Below are 20,369 nucleotides of genomic sequence, written 5' to 3' on the forward strand. Positions count from 1 at the left end.
GATCTGGCTTGCGGTTAGTATTGCTCCATGAGCCGGATCAGTAGAAAAGGCTTGAGACGCTTTGCTCCTTGGAGGTGCGGACGAGGGCTTCGCCGATCAGCGGCGCGATAGTGACGCGTCGGATATTGGCGGTCTGACGGTGAGCGTCGGTTTCTTCAATAGAATCAGTCACCACCAGTTCCTTGAGATTGCTGGCTCCAATGCGTCCGCAGGCACCGTCGGACAGTACACCATGGGTGATATAAGCGGAAACCTCCTTTGCACCGGCTTCCAGCAGGGCTTCGGCTGCATTGATCAGCGTGCCACCGCTATCCACGATATCGTCGATCAGAAGACAACTTTTCCCAGATACATCGCCAATGATGTTCATCACTTCCGACACTCCTGCGCGGGGTCGCCGTTTATCGACGATGGCAAGATCGGCACCAATGCGTTTGGCAATGGCGCGAGCCCGGGCCACGCCGCCCACGTCGGGCGAGATGATCATCAAGTTCTTGGTGTCGTAGTGCTCTTCAATATCGCGGGTAATTACTGGCGCTGAATAGAGATTATCGGTCGGAATATCGAAAAAGCCCTGAATCTGGTCGGTATGGAGATCGACCGTCATGACGCGGTGAACACCCGCGCCGGTAATCAGATTGGCTACGAGCTTGGCTGAGATCGGAGTGCGGCCGATGACGCGGCGATCTTGCCGGGCATAGCCGAAATAAGGGATCACGGCAGTGATCCGGCGGGCCGATGAGCGGCGCAGCGCATCTGTCAGGATCAGCAACTCCATCAGATTGCCGTCGGCGGGTGAACTCGTTGACTGGAGAATGAACACGTCCTCACCACGCACATTCTCATGGATTTCAACGTAGATTTCCTGGTCGGCGAAGCGCTTGACCGTACAGTCTGCGAGGGGAAGTTCTAGGTAGCTTGCAATGGCTCGTGAGAGGGCGCGGTTGGAGTTACCGGTCACCAGCTTCATTAGCGCGATCCTGTTTCAAGGAGCCTACGAGAGGAAAAACCTTCCAGTTTCGCGGGCACCTTTAGAGCCTTGCCACTGGACTTGCAACGGAGCAACTCGCATTACTTGCGAATGGGGCAAGAAAATCGTGGAGGTGCCAGGATTCATCTGCCGCAGAAGACGGCGCTTCGAGACTGACTTTTGCGGCAGCCTAGGGAAAAGCCAGAGATCCTAAATTCCATAATCCTCCAATTGATACAGCAATGGGAAACGTGGACGATGTTTCCGTAGAATGGCATTCCGCCGGACAATGCCGAGGACGCTGCTTATGCTGATTATCACCCGCGCGAATTCGAGTGATACATTGAGGTGCAGGTCTGGAGGGATGCGCCTGTCAGGGATTTGCTCGACCAAAGGAGCCAACTTTGAGGCTGCATAACGATTGCATCTTTTGTCGAATTTCCGGAAAGCAGTCTCCGGCTTACGTCGTGCACGAATCCCCGAATTTTATCTGCTTTTTCCCCATCAAGCCTGATGTCTATGGCCATACCTTAATCGCCAGCAAGGCGCATTACCGTGACCTCCGGGATTGCCCGCCGGAACTAGGTCAGGACTTTTTCGGGTCGGTACAGTTCATGTTCATGCTGTACGGCGAGCGACTCGGGGCAACAGGGTTCAATCTACTGAATGCAAACGGAAAGTCGGCGGAGCAGTCCATTGACCACCTACATTTTCATTTTCTTCCGCGCTTCGCGGAGGACGGTCTGAATGCATGGCCCGTGCTTCCCCCAATTGAAACTGACTTGAGCAAACTATTCAAAATACTGGAGGGCTCCTGACACGCAACGACGCGATGCCGGTTTCATTCTAAGGAGCGGCATAGCGCCATTCGTCAATTACCGGGCCGATGTCACGAGTATTTCGAACATGCCAAACCCGAACGCCCTGAGCGTTGGAAAGCTGCGCAGAAATCGAACGTCGGAACTTGGTATGATTTCGGAGGCTGCGAATTGCGAACTTGTATTGTTCCAAAGGCCAATCGACGTTGCCTTCGGGCAATTCAGGCCGAGTTTTTCCCAGATGGCGCAATGGTCTCAACCCCAAACGCCAGGCCCTTAGCCATATGGCGGGATCTAACCATACAACGCCATCAGCACGCTGGATCGCTTAGGGGAGGAGGCTGGGACCACCTTCTAAAACCCATCGATCCGTCTGGACGATACGACGCAGCTCTGCGTTGATTTCATCTCTGGACCGCTGCTTCCAGTTCGTGGTTAGCTTCATGGCGTCAAAGGAGATGACTGGCACTTCTCTTGCTGTCGCCAATTGCGCGGCGAGATAGCTTTTACCGGCTCCATTCGGACCGGTCACAATCAATCGCTGCATTTAACTGTGCAACTCCATTTCGGCGTTTACAAATCCAACTCTGCAGTCAGAGCCTTCAAAAATAAAGACTGATCACAACAGGTTTGTCGCGGATTTACAGCATTGGCTGACGGAGCTGTCATGAGCAGAGGCTATGTGAAGCGAGTGCATGCATATTCCAGGGGACCGAAATGATTAAGGCCGTCCTGTTCGACCTCGACGAAACGCTGGTGGACCGGCGGTCATCGGCCGCCGAATTCTTGAAGGTCCAGTACAGGGAGCTGGTCGCTCGCAGGTTCGGTGACGCCATTTCTGAGGAGCAGTATGCCGCACGCTACTTCAAACTGGAAGAAGAAGGTCTCGTCAAAAAATCCGATCTCTATCCGCCTCTTGTGGCGTCCTTCGGCTTACCTTCTGAGGTGTCCAGTCCGCTCCTGGACCATTTTCGTTTGCGATATCCCGAGATGGTGCGTCCCATGGAAGAGGCATGCGAGGTTCTTCAAGGTCTTCGGGAAATCGGATTGCCTTGTGCGATCATCAGCAATGGGGAAGGGATCGTTCAAAGGAAGAAGATCGATCTGACGGGTCTCGCGGACCTAATTGAGTTTGCCCTCATATCTGGCGAAGTGGGCATTCGGAAACCTGACCATCAGATTTTCGAGATGGCTGCTGAAAAGCTGGGCGTAGTTCCTGCGGAATGCGTGTTCGTTGGAGATAATCCAACAGCCGATGTGATGGGGGCTCTGAATGCTGGAATGAGGGCCGTGTATTTCGGGGACATCAATATGTGGCCCGCAGACCTTCCTAAGCCGACCTATGTTTGCCACTCTCTTCGCGATCTTCCGGCTCTCATTCGGCACTAGAATGACAATGTGATGATTGGAGCACCCTTACTGGATGGCGAGTTTTCTGATACGTGCTCTTCGAGCTGACGACACCGAGGCAGTTGTTCGTCTGTACGAGGCGGCATCCGCGCGAGATGCGAATATCGGGCCGATCACATCCGCCCAATGGGCGAGCTTCATGCAGCGTCCCCATAACCGGGGCGGGCAAGATTTCCGGGTTGCTGTACAAGACGATCAGCTTGTCGGGTTGGCAGAGTCCTCGTTACGAGATCAAGGCAGTCATAGCGTTCGTTTCTTCAAGCTGGTGGTTGACCCTTCGATGCGGAGACAGGGAATTGCCACAGCTCTTTTGAGAGAGCTGTTGGCGCTTAATGCCGTTGGCGACGCCATCTTGTTCCAGACATTGGCGGCCAGCGACCGGGGTGATGGCATCGCATTTCTGGAGGGACTCGGTTTTTCGCATATCGAGTCCGAGATCACCATGGGCTGTTCGGCACTGAAGCACCTAGCTCTCGCCTTGCCGGATGGACTGGTTATCGAACGCAGCGACCACCCGCCCCATGTGGCGGACGATGTCGCCCGTCTCCACAATGCCGCCTTCGCGTCGGATGTGGCGTTTCGGACCTATAGCGTAACCGAAATGAAGCACGTTCTTTCGGAGGATAACCAAGAGCTTTGGATCGTCAAGGACACGTCGCGTATTCTGGGCTACTGCCGGATCGAACGCGAACCGAAACTGACCTGGCTTGAACAGATCGCAATTGATCCAAAGCATCAAGGTCAAGGTCTTGGCATCGCGCTCGCTTATCAGGCGCTGCAGGCTATCGGGATTGACGAGGAGCGCCCGGCTGGTCTCAATGTTTCCAGTGTCAACGAAAAGGCGCGGTCAATATATCAGAAGCTTGGTTTTGTTGTTTGGCGGGAGGTGCGTCGATACGGCTTGCCACAATTCGATTTGATGGAACGTATCGCGACAGCTTAGCAGCTGCTTCGGGCTTACAGATGTCCAAAGCCTTGACGTACGTACGATAAAGGACCACGGAACTACAGCAGCTCAGCGGGTTTTCGCGCATATCGCTGACGGGTTACGCCATCCCTTGTCCAAATTTCGGTCGGCTTGAAGCAGCAGCTCCTATAAAGCCCTGCCGCTGCCTCAGCTCCGGCGCTACCTTCAGCAAAGGTATCGACATAGATGACGGAATTGGCAAGGGCCTTGGTAATCGCGGTTTTCACAAGAGTTCTGCCGATGCCGTGCCGCCAATGTTCAGAGGAAACAGCTAACCAACGTATCCAGAACTCGGTTCCGGCTCCGCCAATCAACATCCCGCCCGCAATTGCTGTGCCTGCTGTGCGTCGAGCGCAGAAAGCCTGCTTCCGCAATATCTTTCGTTCCAGGACGGCTCCAAAATCAGGCATCGGACCAAACAAGGGAGTAACCTGTTCAGCCAACGCCATCCATGATGCGATGTCCCGGGTTCCAGCGAGGGCAACTGAGAACTGCATCTTCTCTGAATCCGCTATTCCTATGGACAATAGGTTATCCTCACATCGCTGTTCTCAAGCTGAAGAATCGGAAGTTTCACTGAGCGAAGGCCGCCTTCGGCTCATGAGGCCAGACTGCTTGCGCCATTGATAAGACCTTTATCATGTTATGTGGGATCGGCTGTAGATGTGGGTGATGATCACAGAAATCGTATGCGACAGGCATTGCGGCTATCTTATGCGGGAGAACGCCGCTTCATCGGCAATCTCAGGCTTTCCCTTTCTATCAGCATTCGATTGAGCGTTTAGCGCCGAGAGGCGATTGAAGTGGTGGCGGGAATACGCGAGCTGCGGCCATTGCCTCCAATGCAAAAGTTGCTAGCGTTTGGCATGAACAAAATTCACGATATCCCGGAATGCTTCCATATCGCCGAAACTGACGGATGGTTGGTGAACCATCGTATCAATTCGGCTTTGCCTGGCTATCTCATGATCAGCTCTAAGAAATTCACCAATGACCTAAGCGAGCTTTCCAGTGAGGCTCTAGCTGAACTCGGACCGTTGCTTGCCAAAGCTCAGAATGCGTTGAGATCAGGTCTGGCTTGCGAGCGGGTGTACATCGAGCGGTATGGGCATACTCCCGGATATCCGATCCACTTTCATGTGATCCCAATATACCATTGGGTCGAGGAATTATTCTGGAATGATGCGCGTTATCGGCTCCTCGAAACATTCGCGGACGGGCCTGGGGAAACGGCTACGGACGGTGCCGAAATGACCTTGTTCGTGTGGCGCGAATTCTGCGAGCGGCCAGATCCACCTCCCATAAAGGGGCCGAGTGTTTCAGATGTCATCCAGCTTTTGCGCAAGATGATCTGGTAAAGGGCTTGACCGCAAAGGCTCAAGATAAATTGCATAAACGCTGGAATTCCAATGGTGAGAAGAACACAATTCAAGGGCATTTGCCACGATATCCTAGAGACTGTCCGCCGACTTAGAAGGGAACAGCCTTGAAACCGATTGTCCTGATAGCGGCCATGGACGCCAGCCGTGCCATCGGCAGAGGCAACGATATTCCGTGGCGCATTCCAGGTGAACAGAAGGTTTTCAGGGCACTGACGATGGGGAATGCAGTGATCATGGGACGTATGACCTACCTATCGCTACCTCGTCCACTTTCCGGTCGGCATTGCATCGTACTGTCTCGCTCGATTGCTCCCCAGACTTCCGCCGTGCACTCGGCTACGTCGACTAACGAGGCTCTTTCACTGGCATCGGAATTGCCGGGTTCAGAGATTTTCGTCGGTGGTGGTCAGGAGATTTATGAACTCTTCCTCCCTCTGGCCAATCGAATTCATCTTACGGTGTTGGACGCCACGTTCGGCGGCGACCGCTTTTTCCCGGTGGTGCCTGGCGACAAGTTCGCGATTTCGGCATCCGAGCGGGTGGAGGGCTCGATACCTTACACCCGGCTAATTTATGAACGCAGCGCTGCATTTTAGAATCCGCTATGAGAGGGTGCCGCTCCAGCGCAGCGGGTAGCAAGGCGCTCGGCAAATGAAGGACGCTCAGATCGAAAACCATATTGAAAACTGTTAGAGCATCTTACGATCCTGCTTGTCCGGCGATGTTTGTTCGAATGAAAGATGGAGTGCTTGCAGCTGTGGGATTGACTGTACTTGCTGTCGAGAGTGGGGTGTGGCTGGCAGATATTCCCTACTGCGTCGGTTTCGGGCGCGATATCGAAATTCTGACCGTCGTGCACGCCCGCCAGCGGCGGCCTTAAGAGCACTAGAGCGCCATGGATGCAGTGATTAATTGGGCGGAAGGCTGGCTCACGGCTCAGAACTATCAGGTATTTAACGGGCCGGAACTTATCCGTGCCGTACCATGGTCAAAGATCTACCGTTTCGCCACCAGTCGGGGAAACATCTACCTGAAATGGAGTGCGCCCGCTTACGCACGCGAGGCGGCATTGATGGAGCATCTGGCCGAACGCTTCCCAGCCGCCATTCTCCCGGTCCTTGCCCGGAACCAGGCCATTGACGCATTTCTTATGCCTGATGGTGGTGAGCCACTACGTGTCAAGCTCAAAGAATCCTATGATCAGCAACTCGTCGGCATAGTCATCGGCCAATATGCCCGCATTCACAGCGCCATAGCTTCTAATGTAGATGCGCTTCTCGCGTTGGGAATTGACGACTGGCGCATGGCTGTCTTTCCCAGTCTTTATGATGAGCTGGTTCATGACGAAGGTCTGCTGGGGCGCGAAGGTCTGGAAACTGCCGAGATCAAGCAGTTGCAACGGAGCGGAGACGACGTTCGCCGACTATGCCGCGCCTTGGCTGAATTCAAAATTCCGGAAACGCTTGAACATTGCGATTTTCACGACAACAACGTCCTCTCTAATACACAGGGCTTCCTAATTAACGACTGGGGCGATGCGGTCATCACCCATCCGTTCTTCTCCTTGGTTGGTTTTCTGGACAGTGCCGCGCGAAATCATGGGATGGATGTTGGTTCGCCGGTCTATACTGGTCTCAAGCACGCGTATTTCGAGGCCTGGCTGGGCCTTGAAAGCTTGGAACGACAAGAGCACGTCTTCGAAATCGCTCGGGTTCTCCGTCCCATAGAGTTTGCCTTCAATTTCAGGCGCGTCGTTAGAATGACAACCACGAAGGAGTTCGAGCCTTACCGTGGCTATATTGGCGAAGCTCTGCGCCGGTTCCTTTTCAAAATTCGGTAGATCTTGCCGCCGCCCAGTGTGCTATCGGCTGTTGCACGGTTATCAAAAGGGGCGACGCATGAGCCCTTGACCTGTCATGCAAGGATCGTCGCAATCTGCGCTATGGTGTCAGCGGCTAACGGCGGTCACCGAGACGAGCTATCAAATCCAAATAGCGAGCAGAGTCCAGTTCAGGCGGAGCTTCCAATCATGAATGATGTTCCAAAGTACGCTCAGCTGGAAAATGAGCGCCGATTTTTGGTTGACCGATGTCCAGACCTGTCTTCGATCCCGTCTCGATTGATCAATGACCTGTACGTTGAAGGGACACGACTTCGACTTCGCGCGATTGCACACGGCGATGGGTCTTCGACCGAGTTCAAGCTATGTAAAAAGTATCCGTCGGATAGCTTCACATCCAGCCCGGTAGTCAACGTGTACCTGAACGCAAACGAGTACGAGTTGCTGTCAAAGTTGCCGGGCAGAGCCCTTCGCAAGCGACGGCATCGCCTCAATGTCAGAGAAACCGCATTTGCAATCGACGTGTTTGAGGGCGAACTGGAGGGTTTGATATTGTGCGAGGTCGAGAAAGCGACCCTGGAAGAACTGAAAAGTTTAACGCTACCGGACTGGGTGGCGGCCGAGGTGACGAAGGATCCCTTCTTCAGAGGCGGCAATCTATCTGGGATTGACGCGGTGGAGCTTGCCCGGAAAATTGCTTCGTTGCCTTCTCGAAAGAACGGGCAGTGACCATTGCGGGCTAAGAGTGTTCCCGACACCCTGAAAGTACTGCTTATCCGAGGTTGAAGATAAAAACCTATGCGTGAATACTGTGATGGAAACGGCGAGTAAGACATTTCGGCCCGTTGACAAATGCTGCATCGTTGGAGGGCGGCTTGCCGTGATTATCCGAGAAATCCTGACCGGCAGAGAAGAGGTAGCGCGAAGCATACTTGATACCCTGCCAGAGTGGTTTGGTATCCCGTCCGCGCGAGAGGCATACATCAATCATGCAAGCCATGCCCCTATGCTCGGAGCGGAACATGAGGGTAGGGTAGTTGGCTACACGTCCTTGGCAGATCACTTTGGGAACAATTGCGAGATACATTCGATGGGCGTCGACCCTCGCTGGCATCGCAAGGGAATCGGCCGCGAGTTGATTACCGCAGCTGCTCAGTGGGCGGCGGCTCAGGGATTTGGCTATCTCAGCGTCAAAACGATCTCGGATAAGCACCCAGATCCAAACTATGCCAAGACTCGGGCATTCTACCGAGCTGCCGGATTTCATCCGTTCGAAGAGCTTCCGACGCTTTGGGGCAAAAATCTTCCGTGCTTGGTCCTCGTTCGCCTGGTCACAATCCGATGAGGCTGTTCCGTGCTGCCCGACAGGTTCAACACTTGACTGTCCCGAGATTACAGGCCCGAGCTTTCAATAAGCCTCTCTGTAACTCAAGGCCAAAGGCGAGGGGCGAAGAAATTGAAGGCTTCATGAAAGATTGGATGCCAGTCTTGGTCGAGCGGCAGATCGATGGGATGCCAGAAAAACGCAAACGTATGGCCGTGATCGTCTGCAGTCAGATGCTGCCACGTATCGGGTAGACCCACGGCTTGACACCCGAAGAAATGCCAAAGTTGGCGGCTAGGCCCGATTTGGCATTGACCCAAGAGAGCCATGGGCGATAGCGCTGTCAGGCCACTTTCTTCCCAAAGCTCTCGCTCGGCGGCGGCGAGGGGCGTTTCACTCGGCTCAATGGTCCCTTTCACAAACTGCTTTCCGGCAGATGGATGGATAAAGGCAAGAACCTCCGATCCGCTGTCACGCATTCTGAAAACAACGGGACAGGCTTTCTGGACTTTGCTCATGCGGTGATGAACAAGTCTTGCCGGGCGGTTGTCAATGACGGCTTTATGGTTTCCTCCACCGTAGCGGTGGGCAAACTTTCGGAGGGAATATGTTCTGGCGTTTGTTTAGAAAGCCGAAGGATACGTCGCAGACATTGGACCCGCTGCCCGATTTTAAATTGGATCTTGGGCAGACGGGGCCAGGGTGGACATCACTGTCAGGTCTTTCACTCAAGCGAGATGAATTCCTGGGTGACGATCCATACGACGTTTGGACACTAACCTTCGAAAAGCACGCCTTCATGATGATATTCAATCCTGCCGGGGAAGATCCAGCCTTTCAGGGGCCAGAGCAGTTTGCGGCTTCGAGATTGGTATTGGCTCTTGTTCGCAATCCAGGCGGAAAAGAATTCGAGCCACCCGAGGGAGAGGTTTGGTCCGAGCAAATCGAGTATCTGCGGGGCAACACGTTGCCAAAGCTGAATGATTTGCTCCGAAGGCAGAAAGTGGAATCCAGTCCCAATTTATCGAACCGGCCTTAGATGGGGCGGTGCCGCGAGATTCCCCCGGCGGGGTGGTTCAACTTCCCTTCCATGTTAGACCAAACACGCGAAGCCAATTATCGAAGGCGAATTTTCTCAAGTCTGTCTGATCAAATCCCGCTTTGCTCATCGCTTCAATAAGGCTTGGCAGCCCGCTCGCATCTTTGATTTCGCGCGGCGTCGGCCCGAAGTTGCGGCGGCTTTGACGAACGGAGGACCCTCCGATTATAGTGGGCGCAATTGGAGGCACATCCGATTGATTAGCCATAGCACAGGAGGCACCCGAATGTCCCCATCCCCGGCGCCCGTATCCACCCCCGGCGGCACCTACGCCCTCGGCGGTTTACCAGTCGCTCGGATTGGCTATGGCGCTATGCAGCTCGAGTGCTATCACGCCAATCCATCGGAAGGCGTGGAGCTTCTCGTCCGAGCCTTCGAACTTGGCGTCAATTGTGTGGACACGGCGCAATTCTACGGCGATGGCTTCGTGAACGGCCTAATCCGCGAAGCTCTGAAGCAGAAGAACTCTATCGTAATCGCCACGAAGGTGGGAGCGCAAACGCTGCGCATCTCAATCAAAATATAGAGACTGGCGCGATCGCGCTTGATCCTTCCGTAATGGCAGAACTCGAAACCATCAAGGTCACGCCTATCTCTTGAGTTTCTGAAAATAGAGTCTGCCCGGCGACTCAAGACATTGTCTCGTCACGTACACAACATCATCTATGTCATGAAAGAACCCGAACGGCGAGGCTGGCGCAGACGCATACAAAAACCAAAATATCCGAACCTATGATGATGCCCTCAAGCTCGAAGATAAATCAATCCTCGACCTGGTGCAGAAGTATGAAGAGGTGACGACCAACCACATTCAGAGCATCTTCCCTCAGCTTCTGATGCCGCAGATTCACAATGCATTGGTCGTGCGTCAGATTTTACCGAAAAAGGGGGGTGCGGAGTTCTGAATTACGGCTCGCGCTATCGACTGTCAGGCGAGGTGCGAAGCGCGGCAGAAGCAGAAGCGCGAAAGCAGTTGGACGTTATTCTGCAACGGGGAGAAAACCCGCTCGATATGTGCAGGAACGCTGACGCTATGTTCACCAAGGCGCTTACCGCGAACATGGAGCCGCCGACCGGAACACTAGCGTCAAGCGACGCCGAGATGGAAAACGAGGGGCTTGTGGATCAGCTCAAAGACGGCTTTCCTGGCTCAGTTCGATTGAGAAAGAAGATCCTCTCGTTCAACGTCGATCATTTCACGCGCACGGATCGTCATAATTTCGAAGCCATTATCCACTGGAAAGGCTCGGGAGCAGCCAACGTGATCAAAGGGCATGTCTGTGGTTACGAGCAATGCTCTGGAAAGAGACCACATCATTGGGCGGGAAGAGGTCACGGGAATACGTTTATATCCTCAATCGTCGTAGTCCGACGGCGATGGCAGGAAGCTGGGGTGATCGCAGCCGCGGCGGATTTGTCGAGATCAAGTTGCCAGCAGCAGAGCCGGAATGAGTCTGCGGGGCAGTTGCAAAAATCGGGGCTGCGGAAGAAGCTTCATGCTCTCCGTCGTCGTTGCGCTGCTTGAGTTTCGAGATGTTGGGTGAGAGAGGCTACCGACTGTTGAGTTTCATGAGGGTTTGACCCCAATTGCAACTTCACGCTAAACCGTTCAGACGGATCTAACATATTGAAAAGCTGGACAGTTCGGCTAGGCAGCCGAGTTATCACGAAACGCAAAACTGGGTTGAACCAACGCGCAAATCAACAGTATTTGCCTTAAAAAGTCCGCCGCATTTGCCTGCAGCGGTCTTGAGAATGCGCCCGATAAGAACGAACAGTCTCTTTTAGTTGGCCGTCTGGGCCGAGACCTTGGCGATCTTGGCTGGAGTCTGAGCCCCGGTTGCCTTGCCGGCCGGCACATAGCCGGCGCCGATCGCGACGTTCAGCAAGATATAGTCGTTAGCGCTCCCTTGAACGGCCTGCGCCAGGCTCTGCTGAGCATCTGTCACGTTACGCTGTGCGTCGAGAACGTCGAGCAGCGAGGACGCGCCGTCCTTGTAGCTCGCGGTCGAGAGCTGCAGCGCTTCCTGGTAGGACTTGACCTGCGCATGCAGTGCCGCAATGGTCCGCGCATCGCGGCTGACGGCCGACAAGTAGTCCTCCACCTGTTGGACAGCAGTCCTCACCGTCTGTTGCCAGACGATGTACTGTTCACGGCTTGAGGACTGGGCGCTCTTGACGCCGGCACGCAATGTGCCGCCGTCGAAGATCGGCAGGTTAAGCGCCGGGCCGAACGACCAGCTGGTCAGGCTGCCGCTTGTCGACGAGCTGTGGATATAGGATGGCGAGATCGCGCCGCTGAGCGTGATCGACGGGTAGAGCTTGGCTTCCGCTACGCCGATTTGGGCGGTGGCAGCGGCAAGGTTACGCTCCGCAATACGAATGTCCGGACGGTTGCGGATGAGATCGGCAGGCACGCCGCTGCGAACGTTGCCACGGAACACCGGCTGTTTGCCGCCGCCCTGCATCTGGGCGATGATCGTAGCAGAAGGCACGTTCAGCAGCGTGGCGATATGGTGCACGGCCTGGCGATAGCTGATCTCGAAACCGGGAATGGTCGAAAGCGTCGAATTGACGAGGCCCTCGGCCTGAACGACGTCGAGGCGGGATGCCGCACCGGCTTCGAGCTGGAACTTCGTCAACGAAAGGGTGTCGCGGCGGGACTTCAGGTTTTCTTGAGCGATTGCTACGAGCGCCTGGTAATAGCGGGCGTTGACATAGCTGGTAGCCAGATCTTGCAGGTAGACAAGGCGTGCAGAGTCGACGCTGGAGTAAGCGGCATCGAGCGATGCATTGGCACTTTCCTTGGCGCGGCGATACTGACCCCAGAGGTCGAGCAGCCAAGAAACCGACGCGCTGCCGTCCGTAGAGTTGCGCGTTTCGGTCTGCGTGCGCAGCGAGCCCTTCTGGCCGCTGGTCGTATTGTCGCCGCTGACGGTCAGGTTTGGCAAGCCGCCGGCACCTGCGGTTACGACCGCAGCCTCAGCCTGATTGATGGCTTCCAGCGATTGCTGGATGTTAAGGTTCTGGGCAAGCCCCTGGGCGGCGAAGGCATTCAGTTTCGAATCACCGAAGGCGGTCCACCATTGTGAACCGGCGATATCGCCGTTGATTTTCGTACCGCCCTCCGAGAATTTGGCCGGTAGAGGCATTTCCGGTGGCTTATGGTCTGGGCCGCTGACGCAACCTGCCAGAATAAGCAGCAGGGCGGGCGCGGCAATACGATTGGAAACCATCACATTGTCCCACAATTCAATTTACTGATCGGGTCGTAGTGACCCATGTGTGTTGGCGTTCCAATCCTACGCGATGCAAACAAATAGCAGGAAGGGATTGTCGTCAACCTAGCGATAGCTGAAAGGTTGTGGTGAACCGCGACTTGCGCGTTGATGGAGGCTAGCCGGTGAGCTTGTTTTGAGTGCGCGAATTGTTGCCGAAGACTTCGGCGGGCGTTCGAATAGCCAAGGCATTTTCGTGGCATCGTATCGACCCGGGTACGGGTCTCGATCTCCGCGAAATGTGAATGACGCCGGAGCTCACGTTAGATGGTCGGGCGGCGGCGGAGCTGCGAATAGTGACCAGCGCTGATCGGTAAAAAGATGGATAAATCATATGTATTTCAATATCTTAATGAATCACACGTAAGTCTAATTATGGAACTGCGGCCACCATACTTAAACCCGTCGCACTCCAAACTTTGAAACGCAATTGAGTTCCGCCGATGTCTCTGGATCTCGGACACCTAGTATCTCGCAACAATTGATGGCCTCAATCCGACCAGGAGCTCCATCGCTTGTATTCGAACATGGAATAGTCAGCCACAGGGCATGAGCGATTACTTCAGCTGCAAAGCGATGGCGGCGATAAAGCCGATTACGAGCGACTTGAATCTTGCTGGAAGATCGCGCAGACCGATCGCCGACAGGTTAACTTTACACTGCCGGAAACCCCGCTGTCGCGAGGGTTTTTGGCTGCGGTATTATCACGCAACCAAAGCAAGCCTCGTTGCAGCAATATCTGCGAGCACCGAAAGTGCGAGAGATGTAGAATCTTTCGTCGGTCCGAATATGCCAATCGGAGCCTTTATGCGGTCCACCTCCATCTCGCTGAAACCGTCAGCTCTTAATCGTTCACGCCTTTTGCGGTGGGTGCGCGTGCTGCCCAACGCGCCGATGTAGAAAGCTCGTGATCGAAGGGCCGCGGCCAATATCAGCGCCTCCGCATCTAGGTCGTGGTGGAGCAAGGCAACGGCGGTATGAGGATCAATCAATTTTGCAATGTCGTCTATCGTTGCCCCACGATCAAGAACGACTACTTCAAAATTCGCAACTGACGCCAGGCGAGCGACTCGTTCGGCTTCAATCGAATGGCTGGATACAATGACGCGCGTCTGCGGCCTGTAGACCGTTGTGAACCGTTCTTGATGCCATCCTGCTCGAGCAGGCGGATCGACAACGGTCAGAGACTGGGACCGCGGACAGTATTGAAGGGCAGCGACATTTCGTTCCGCCAGACAATCGAAGAGATGCCGCAATGGGCCGACTTCGCGCAAAAGATGGATGGCGACCGTTATCCCTCCCCCACAGGGCAACACTATGTCGAAAAACGGTGATCCGTCTCCAAACATAACCGACCGGTCGCATCCAACAGCCATCGCTTCCATCGCTTCAGCCGCCACGGCCGCCTCGATACACCCACCGGAGACATAGCCGCAAAAGCGGCGATCTGCAGATATCGCGATGTGTGCGCCTAGGGCGCGCGCCGCGCCGCCGCGGATTTCTACCAAAGTGGCGAGTGCTACAGGACCGCGAGCAAATGCGCTTATCGCAAAACCCAGAATATGTGCGGGGTCGTCAGTCATGCTTGCCCGGACCTGGACAGCTATTGCAGTGTCTTCAGCTATAACCACGACTCTTCCTTCTTAAACATCCTTTCCATTGAACCAGCACCAATCGGTTAAAACGGCGCGATTTACGCATCGACTCAACAAGAAGCGGCGTCAGCAGCAGCGGTCTTGCCAGAAAGCAAACTGACAACACCAAGCAGGATCGCCACTGCGATATAGACTGGCGCAAGGCCAACCAAGCCGCCAACAAAACCGATGAGGGACGGAGCCAACAAAATACCCGAATGGCCCATGGTGGTTAAAACGCTGAGGCTAACGCCGGCGTTCAGTCCGGGCTGATTGCCGGCTGTCGAAAATAGAATTGGCGCGAGATTTGCCAAGCCAATGCCGCAAAAGGCGAAGGCGGCGATTGCCAGCCACGGCCAGGGCGACAGACCGACAGCCAGCATGCCGACGGCCGCGGCAATGCCGGACAGACGGAAAGTCGCGACAGCGCCAAAACGATTGCGGATGCTATCGCCGCCAAACCGTGTTAGCGCCATCGCGCCAGAAAAGCCCGCAAAGGCGAAACCCGCCGTTGCGGTGTCGGCCAGAAGCTCCTTCTGTAAGTAGAGGGCCGACCAGTTGAGGACCGAGCCTTCGGCGCTCATGGACAGAAGCGCCATCGCACCAATAATATAGATCGTCGACTGATTGGGCAGGGTAAAACGATAGCGACTTTCCCGAAGCGGTTGAACGGTGTCTTCAGCAATATACGCGTAAGCCAGCGCCACCCCGATAGCAGCAAGAACAGCGACAATGACGGCATGATTGAGCGGGCCGAATGCCTGAATAGCGATGCCGCCCAAGCCGCCCCCGACGAAGCCGCCGAGGCTCCAGAAGCCATGCGATGACGACATGATCGCGCGTCCCAATTGCTTTTCAATCGCCACGACACTGGCGTTCATGGCGACATCCATGCCACCGATGACACCACCGAAAAGAGTGAGTACGATCGCCGCAATCCAGATATTGGAGGTCTGCGCTATCATTGGCAACATTATAACGACCGGCAGAGCAAACAGGCGCAGTGTTTGCCGCGATCCCCAATGAGCGATCAACTGGCCTGCCAGCGTCATAGCGAAGAGCGCTCCAATACCGAAACAGAAAATCAGCAGGCCAAGCGTAAATTCGCTGATGCCAAGTCTGGAAACAAAACTCGGAATCTGTGGCGCCCAACTGCCGACAACAAAGCCATTGATAAAGAATAGGGCCGCCGCGGCCCGACGGCCAATTCGAAGCGCGGTCTGTCTGTCATTCGATGTCACGTCGATACCTCCAATCCTTGAAATCTTGTCAGATTGTGTTTTTCAAATTCCACGCCCGAAGCTTCGCCAACGCGAAGTCTCCGGCTTGTTGACCATCTACCGCCGTGTCGCATTGGCATCGCTGCCGGTGCGATAGCGCAGATGCGGTCGAGCGCTGGGCTGCCCCGGACATCAGGTTCGACTCAATTCTAAGCGCCCGCTTGCGCAGCGGCGCCCGTCAGCCGGCTGAGATCAACGCACACTCTGGGAGATCGCTACATCGCGCGGGTCCATCAATACGGATCGAATCCAGGCCTCAGCCTCCTCGAACGACATCTCAAGCACATCCTCGGCTGTCAGCATTCGGCCATTTGACGATATTCCGGCGCTGGCGGTCTCAAGGACTTTCTGGATATTCGCCGAGGTCCATAGCTTCTCGCGCACTAGTCTGGCGGCACCCTCATTGTGTGGTAGATTATATTTTTCAATTACATAGACAAAGCCGTGCAGCTTCTGCCACCAGACCTTGACGTTGGTGAGAGCGATCCACGTTGTTTCAAGATCGGAATCTACCGATACGATCGGGATAATCGCAACGGCTGCGCGGCTTGTCTTGAGATATCCGACGATGTCGAAGTCGACGCAAAAGTCAAACACGTCCATATTTTGCAGAAGCGCCAACAGATACTCCCTCTCGAACATCTTGAATGGGCACGTTACGTCTCCAAGCAGAAGGTCGAAATCGAGCAAGGCGTGAACGCGCTTCAAAATGTAGTTGGCGTAGGACTCGCTTTCCCTTGTCGTGTGCCATTCCGAGATGCGGGTAGCCCGACGGTCCCCGATGGCCGCCTTTTTTCCGTTGCCCACCAGCTCGCGAAGAAACAGGCCAATCTGCCCGAGATGATTGCTATTGTCGCAATCGGTATACATGACATAGTCATGTCCATCATGCGCAGCCCTTTGCATCCCCAGAAGGACTGCGCCACCCTTTGTCGATGACGCCGCGCTATCGAGCTTGGACAAAGGCAATTCGGGTGATGGCAAAGCATCTCGAAGTTTTAGAAGAAAGACATTCTTCCATTTAAAAGCGTCAACGATACTGTGAGCGACGTCGAGGCTGTCCTCGGGGCACTCATCATCAACAATGTAAATGCTCCAGGTAACCGGCGTATCGCGAAACAACCACTCCAGTTCCGCAACCTTGGCTCGCAAGGCATCTTCACCAGTTGGGTTGTCCGAAGAATGCGGCTGCAGCCGCCGAACCTCTTTCCATACCGCAAAAACGACTGCAACGCTGAGTTCACCGGAAATAGTAAGCACGAACCGCCGAGATTCGGCCAAGAAAGAAACGAGCTCCGCGAGGATCTCATCGTTTTCGGCAATCTTGAGGATAGTTTCCCTGTCTTTGATCGACTCAGCCACCAACAAGTCGGCGATGCGAAATGCATTCGCGCGATAGGTCCATGAGCTTAGGAAACGGACAACATAGTCGTTGTCGGGAACGATTTTCGTAGTTTTTACAGCGGTCATATCGGCTTAACACTCCAATCTGGTTTTTAGAGGATGGCACGCACTTCAATGAAGCGAGCAGGCCACCGTTGCGATTGCCCTCTAGAGACACATATGTCGCAAATCGAGGGCCTCGGTTTTGTCGAGCATGAGCGCAAGGACGCGGGGCGGCGTCAGCGGCAGTTCCTGAACGTTTTTCCCGGTGGCGTTGGCGACTGCGCAAGCAATTGTGGCGCCGACGTTCAATATCGGGACTTCGCCAGCTCCTTTCGTGCCGAAAGGACCGATTGATGGAGCCCCCTCGTGAAGCACAATTTCGACCGGAACGACGTCCTGAGCCAACGGTACGCGATAGCTTCCGAAACCTGATTGAGAGATTTGCCCATCCGCATTGAGCGTCACCTCCTCATGAAGGGCATATCCAAGACCCTGGGTGACACCGCCCTGGATTTGTCCATGGATTGCACGTGGATTAAGCGCACGCCCGACATCCTGAACAACCCGGTAGCTCAAGACCTCGACGTGACCCGTGTCGGGATCAACAGCGACCTCGCACTCGTGCACCGCGAATACCGGCATATCGATCGCATCAAGGAAGTGGCCGGCCGCACAACCCGGCATCGACGGGACACCAGGGCGTGTGAACGAGCCGCTGCCGGATATGGGGCCGCTCAGCGACTGAGCGTGCTCGGCAACATTGGCGACAGCGGTGCCGGCTCCCTTCCTTCCGACGATTTCCACGCGGCCGTTCTGAAGAACCAGGTGCTCGGGGCTGGTTTGCAGCATCTCGCTTGCGACATCGAGAATTTTCTTGCGTACTTCGTCGCACGCGACGGAGGCGGCGGAACCAAGAGAAACCGTAGTCCGCCCGCCACCAACACCGACATCGAATCCGGCCGCATCGGTGTCGGCTGCTTTCACAATGATATCTTCGGGGCGCAGGCCAAGCTTTGCCGCGACAATTTGCGGCAATGACTGCATCATCGTTCCCTGGCCGATCTCCACTCCGGCTGTAACAACTGTGGCGCTTCCATCGGGGTTGAGATTGACGGTCGCCGCGGACGGTCCGACAAAAACAAACCATGTTCCTACGGTGATTGCTCTGCCGTAAAGGCGGCCTTCGGCATCGCTCTTTCGCGATGCTCTGGATTTGGACATTGCTTCCATGCGATCGAGCATCGGACCGAGGACATTTCCCTCAAACACCTGGCCTGTCGACCCGATATCCCCGTCGCCGAAAACATTCCGTCGGCGGAACTCCAGCGGATCCATCCCAATCGCGCCGCAAATCTCGTCTGTGTGACGCTCAAGGGCAAAGATATTGTAAACACCATTGCAGGCGCGAAATGCCCCATTGGGGGCCGTATTGGTATACACCGCGCGACTTGTCATCTTGACCGCGCCCAGCCGATACCCTGCTCCGAGCGTATGCGCAGTCATCGTCGTTAGATATATCTGCTCGCCCCCATAAGCACCGCAATCCATCAACACGGTCGCTTCACGACCCACGATTTGGCCATCTCCCGTCACAGCAGAGCGGATATGGATGTCAGCGTTCTCCCGGCAAAGGCAGGTCTGGATTTCCTCCTGACGCGAGTGGATTAAAACAACCGTTTGGCCCGTCGCACGTGCGAGTGCCGCAGCGTAAGGCTCAACGGAGCAACCGTATTTCACCCCAAACCCACCGCCCACGGGGGGCGATGTAACCCGAACTTGTGACGGAGGCAGGCCGAGGGTCCTTGCCGTCACGTTCTTCACAGTCCAGGGCGCCTGTGTCGAGGCGATGAGATGGATCCGCCCGTCTTCGCAAGAAGCAATGGCGGCGCGAGGCTCCAGTTGCATGTGGATTTGACGGCCGACACGGTAGGAGCTTTCTATGATGTGCACGTCATTGCGTGAGAAAGCCGCATCGATGTCTCCTCGATGGACGGTGGCCTCCCAGGCTATGTTGCCGCCACGCTTGGCACCTTCAGCTTCAAGGATCACGTCATAGTTTTTCCAATCCTCGTGGACGAGCGGCGCATCAGGAGCCAGGGCGTCGGCCATGGTGAGTACCGAAGGAATAGCCTCCAGGCCGACATCGATGGCGGCCGCGGCCTCTTTCGCTTGCTGTAGCGTGTCTGCCGCAATGGCTGCGATTGGTTCGCCGTGATATCGCACGACATCCCCTGCGAACAAAGATTGGTCGGCAATGCCGATGCCGAATTTGCCAGGCGCATCCTGCGCGGTCACGATGGCTCTTACCCCAGGCATTTTCCGCGCGGCAGACGTGTCCAGCTTCACGATCCGCGCAGACGGCACGGTCGCGCGCAAAATGAAGCCATGCAATGTGCCAGGTCCGACCTGATCCACGGTAAAGCGGGTTCGTCCACGCAGTTTATCCCGGGCATCTCGCCTGGCGAAATTCACCACTGCATTCGAAGGTTCTGCGTCCGACATCAGCTCTTCGATCCTTGTTCCTGGCATAGCGCAAGCGCAGCATCGATGATGCGTTCGTAGCCGGTGCACCGGCAGACATTCCCGGTGAGACCACGCTTGATTTCATTGCGTGTTGCAGCCGGTTTCTCCTCGAGAAACTTCGTCAGGCTCATCACCATGCCCGGAAAGCACATTCCACATTGGACCGCGTCGAGATCTTCGAGGACCTGCTGTAATGGAGAAAGGTCGCCTTCACGCCCGAGCCCTTCGATCGTTACTATCCGCTTGTCCATGGCTAGGCCGATGGGGATCAGGCAAGACGCCATGGCCACCCCGTCGACATGGACAATGCAGGCTCCGCAAAAACCCTCGCGGCAAACATCCTTGGCACCGGTGAGAAACAGGGTGTTCCGTAAAACATCCAGAAGCGGCGTCACCACTTCGCCGTCAAAGACGCGCTCTTCACCATTCACATTGATACGGATCGACATTCTTGTACC

Annotated in this window: 22 protein-coding genes; 11 read left to right on the forward strand and 11 right to left on the reverse strand. The window is 55.3% G+C overall.

Annotated elements, in window-relative coordinates; genetic code table 11:
* Positions 1 to 37: 37 nt before the first annotated feature.
* Positions 38 to 970 (reverse strand): ribose-phosphate pyrophosphokinase, encoded by a 933-nt coding sequence (locus tag AB8B29_RS35235; protein WP_439007162.1) that lies wholly within the window; start codon positions 968 to 970, stop codon positions 38 to 40.
* Positions 971 to 1,374: 404 nt separating this feature from the next.
* On the opposite strand from AB8B29_RS35235, the gene AB8B29_RS35240 reads away from it, so the two are divergent.
* Positions 1,375 to 1,788, forward strand: a complete 414-nt coding sequence (locus AB8B29_RS35240; RefSeq protein ID WP_439007163.1) for an HIT family protein — start codon at positions 1,375 to 1,377, stop codon at positions 1,786 to 1,788.
* A gap of 328 nt (positions 1,789 to 2,116) precedes the next feature.
* Here the strand turns inward: AB8B29_RS35240 and AB8B29_RS35245 are convergent, their stop codons facing one another.
* Entirely contained in the window at positions 2,117 to 2,335 is a 219-nt protein-coding gene (locus AB8B29_RS35245; protein WP_439007165.1) for an AAA family ATPase, read from the reverse strand.
* Positions 2,336 to 2,505: 170 nt separating this feature from the next.
* Between AB8B29_RS35245 and AB8B29_RS35250 the strand changes: the two genes are divergently transcribed.
* Entirely contained in the window at positions 2,506 to 3,177 is a 672-nt protein-coding gene (locus AB8B29_RS35250) for an HAD family hydrolase (RefSeq protein WP_439007166.1), read from the forward strand.
* A 34-nt stretch (positions 3,178 to 3,211) separates the two neighbouring features.
* Positions 3,212 to 4,141, forward strand: a complete 930-nt coding sequence (locus AB8B29_RS35255) for a GNAT family N-acetyltransferase (protein WP_439007167.1) — start codon at positions 3,212 to 3,214, stop codon at positions 4,139 to 4,141.
* A 62-nt stretch (positions 4,142 to 4,203) separates the two neighbouring features.
* On the opposite strand, the gene AB8B29_RS35260 is transcribed toward AB8B29_RS35255, so the two are convergent.
* The gene (locus tag AB8B29_RS35260; RefSeq protein WP_439007168.1) at positions 4,204 to 4,692 is read right to left on the reverse strand and encodes a GNAT family N-acetyltransferase; all 489 of its coding nucleotides are present in this window, start codon (positions 4,690 to 4,692) and stop codon (positions 4,204 to 4,206) included.
* Between the two features lie 339 nt (positions 4,693 to 5,031).
* Between AB8B29_RS35260 and AB8B29_RS35265 the strand changes: the two genes are divergently transcribed.
* The 5 genes from AB8B29_RS35265 (at position 5,032) to AB8B29_RS35285 (ending at position 8,732) form a co-directional block, all read left to right on the forward strand.
* Positions 5,032 to 5,523: an HIT family protein gene (locus AB8B29_RS35265; RefSeq protein ID WP_439007169.1), complete on the forward strand. Its 492-nt coding sequence runs from the start codon at positions 5,032 to 5,034 to the stop codon at positions 5,521 to 5,523.
* A 128-nt stretch (positions 5,524 to 5,651) separates the two neighbouring features.
* Positions 5,652 to 6,143 carry a dihydrofolate reductase gene (locus tag AB8B29_RS35270; protein WP_439007170.1) on the forward strand — a complete coding sequence of 164 codons (492 nt, stop codon included), beginning with the start codon at positions 5,652 to 5,654 and terminating at the stop codon, positions 6,141 to 6,143.
* Positions 6,144 to 6,442: 299 nt separating this feature from the next.
* Positions 6,443 to 7,387 carry an aminoglycoside phosphotransferase family protein gene (locus AB8B29_RS35275; RefSeq protein WP_439007171.1) on the forward strand — a complete coding sequence of 315 codons (945 nt, stop codon included), beginning with the start codon at positions 6,443 to 6,445 and terminating at the stop codon, positions 7,385 to 7,387.
* Positions 7,388 to 7,576: 189 nt separating this feature from the next.
* Positions 7,577 to 8,116 carry a hypothetical protein gene (locus AB8B29_RS35280; RefSeq protein WP_439007172.1) on the forward strand — a complete coding sequence of 180 codons (540 nt, stop codon included), beginning with the start codon at positions 7,577 to 7,579 and terminating at the stop codon, positions 8,114 to 8,116.
* A gap of 85 nt (positions 8,117 to 8,201) precedes the next feature.
* A complete protein-coding gene (locus tag AB8B29_RS35285) occupies positions 8,202 to 8,732 on the forward strand; it encodes a GNAT family N-acetyltransferase (protein ID WP_439007173.1) in 531 nt (176 codons plus the stop codon).
* 83 nt (positions 8,733 to 8,815) lie between these two features.
* On the opposite strand, the gene AB8B29_RS35290 is transcribed toward AB8B29_RS35285, so the two are convergent.
* On the reverse strand, positions 8,816 to 9,229 hold the full coding sequence (locus tag AB8B29_RS35290; protein ID WP_439007174.1) for an NUDIX domain-containing protein: 414 nt from the start codon (positions 9,227 to 9,229) through the stop codon (positions 8,816 to 8,818).
* Between the two features lie 89 nt (positions 9,230 to 9,318).
* Here AB8B29_RS35290 and AB8B29_RS35295 point away from each other — a divergent pair, with 89 nt between their 5' ends.
* Complete coding sequence (locus tag AB8B29_RS35295; protein ID WP_439007175.1) at positions 9,319 to 9,750, forward strand: hypothetical protein; 432 nt, start codon at positions 9,319 to 9,321, stop codon at positions 9,748 to 9,750.
* Positions 9,751 to 9,787: 37 nt separating this feature from the next.
* Here AB8B29_RS35295 and AB8B29_RS35300 read toward each other — a convergent pair whose 3' ends face one another.
* On the reverse strand, positions 9,788 to 10,018 hold the full coding sequence (locus tag AB8B29_RS35300; RefSeq protein WP_439007176.1) for a membrane dipeptidase: 231 nt from the start codon (positions 10,016 to 10,018) through the stop codon (positions 9,788 to 9,790).
* 18 nt (positions 10,019 to 10,036) lie between these two features.
* Between AB8B29_RS35300 and AB8B29_RS35305 the strand changes: the two genes are divergently transcribed.
* Positions 10,037 to 10,336, forward strand: a complete 300-nt coding sequence (locus AB8B29_RS35305) for an aldo/keto reductase (RefSeq protein WP_439007177.1) — start codon at positions 10,037 to 10,039, stop codon at positions 10,334 to 10,336.
* Between the two features lie 507 nt (positions 10,337 to 10,843).
* Positions 10,844 to 11,335, forward strand: a complete 492-nt coding sequence (locus AB8B29_RS35310; protein ID WP_439007178.1) for a hypothetical protein — start codon at positions 10,844 to 10,846, stop codon at positions 11,333 to 11,335.
* Between the two features lie 259 nt (positions 11,336 to 11,594).
* Here the strand turns inward: AB8B29_RS35310 and AB8B29_RS35315 are convergent, their stop codons facing one another.
* The 6 genes from AB8B29_RS35315 to AB8B29_RS35340 form a co-directional block, all read right to left on the reverse strand.
* Positions 11,595 to 13,046 carry an efflux transporter outer membrane subunit gene (locus AB8B29_RS35315; RefSeq protein WP_439007179.1) on the reverse strand — a complete coding sequence of 484 codons (1,452 nt, stop codon included), beginning with the start codon at positions 13,044 to 13,046 and terminating at the stop codon, positions 11,595 to 11,597.
* A 746-nt stretch (positions 13,047 to 13,792) separates the two neighbouring features.
* Positions 13,793 to 14,671 carry an XdhC family protein gene (locus tag AB8B29_RS35320; protein WP_439007180.1) on the reverse strand — a complete coding sequence of 293 codons (879 nt, stop codon included), beginning with the start codon at positions 14,669 to 14,671 and terminating at the stop codon, positions 13,793 to 13,795.
* 122 nt (positions 14,672 to 14,793) lie between these two features.
* A complete protein-coding gene (locus tag AB8B29_RS35325; RefSeq protein ID WP_439007181.1) occupies positions 14,794 to 15,963 on the reverse strand; it encodes an MFS transporter in 1,170 nt (389 codons plus the stop codon).
* Between the two features lie 231 nt (positions 15,964 to 16,194).
* On the reverse strand, positions 16,195 to 17,472 hold the full coding sequence (locus tag AB8B29_RS35330; RefSeq protein ID WP_439007182.1) for a hypothetical protein: 1,278 nt from the start codon (positions 17,470 to 17,472) through the stop codon (positions 16,195 to 16,197).
* 81 nt (positions 17,473 to 17,553) lie between these two features.
* The gene (locus tag AB8B29_RS35335) at positions 17,554 to 19,890 is read right to left on the reverse strand and encodes a xanthine dehydrogenase family protein molybdopterin-binding subunit (RefSeq protein WP_439007183.1); all 2,337 of its coding nucleotides are present in this window, start codon (positions 19,888 to 19,890) and stop codon (positions 17,554 to 17,556) included.
* Entirely contained in the window at positions 19,890 to 20,360 is a 471-nt protein-coding gene (locus AB8B29_RS35340; RefSeq protein WP_439007184.1) for a (2Fe-2S)-binding protein, read from the reverse strand. The genes AB8B29_RS35335 and AB8B29_RS35340 overlap by 1 nt, the downstream gene beginning before the upstream one ends.
* Positions 20,361 to 20,369 lie beyond the last annotated feature (9 nt).

The organism is Rhizobium sp. 11_C7_N12_5, from assembly GCF_051811145.1.
GTDB classification, from domain to species: Bacteria; Pseudomonadota; Alphaproteobacteria; order Rhizobiales; family Rhizobiaceae; genus Rhizobium; species Rhizobium lusitanum.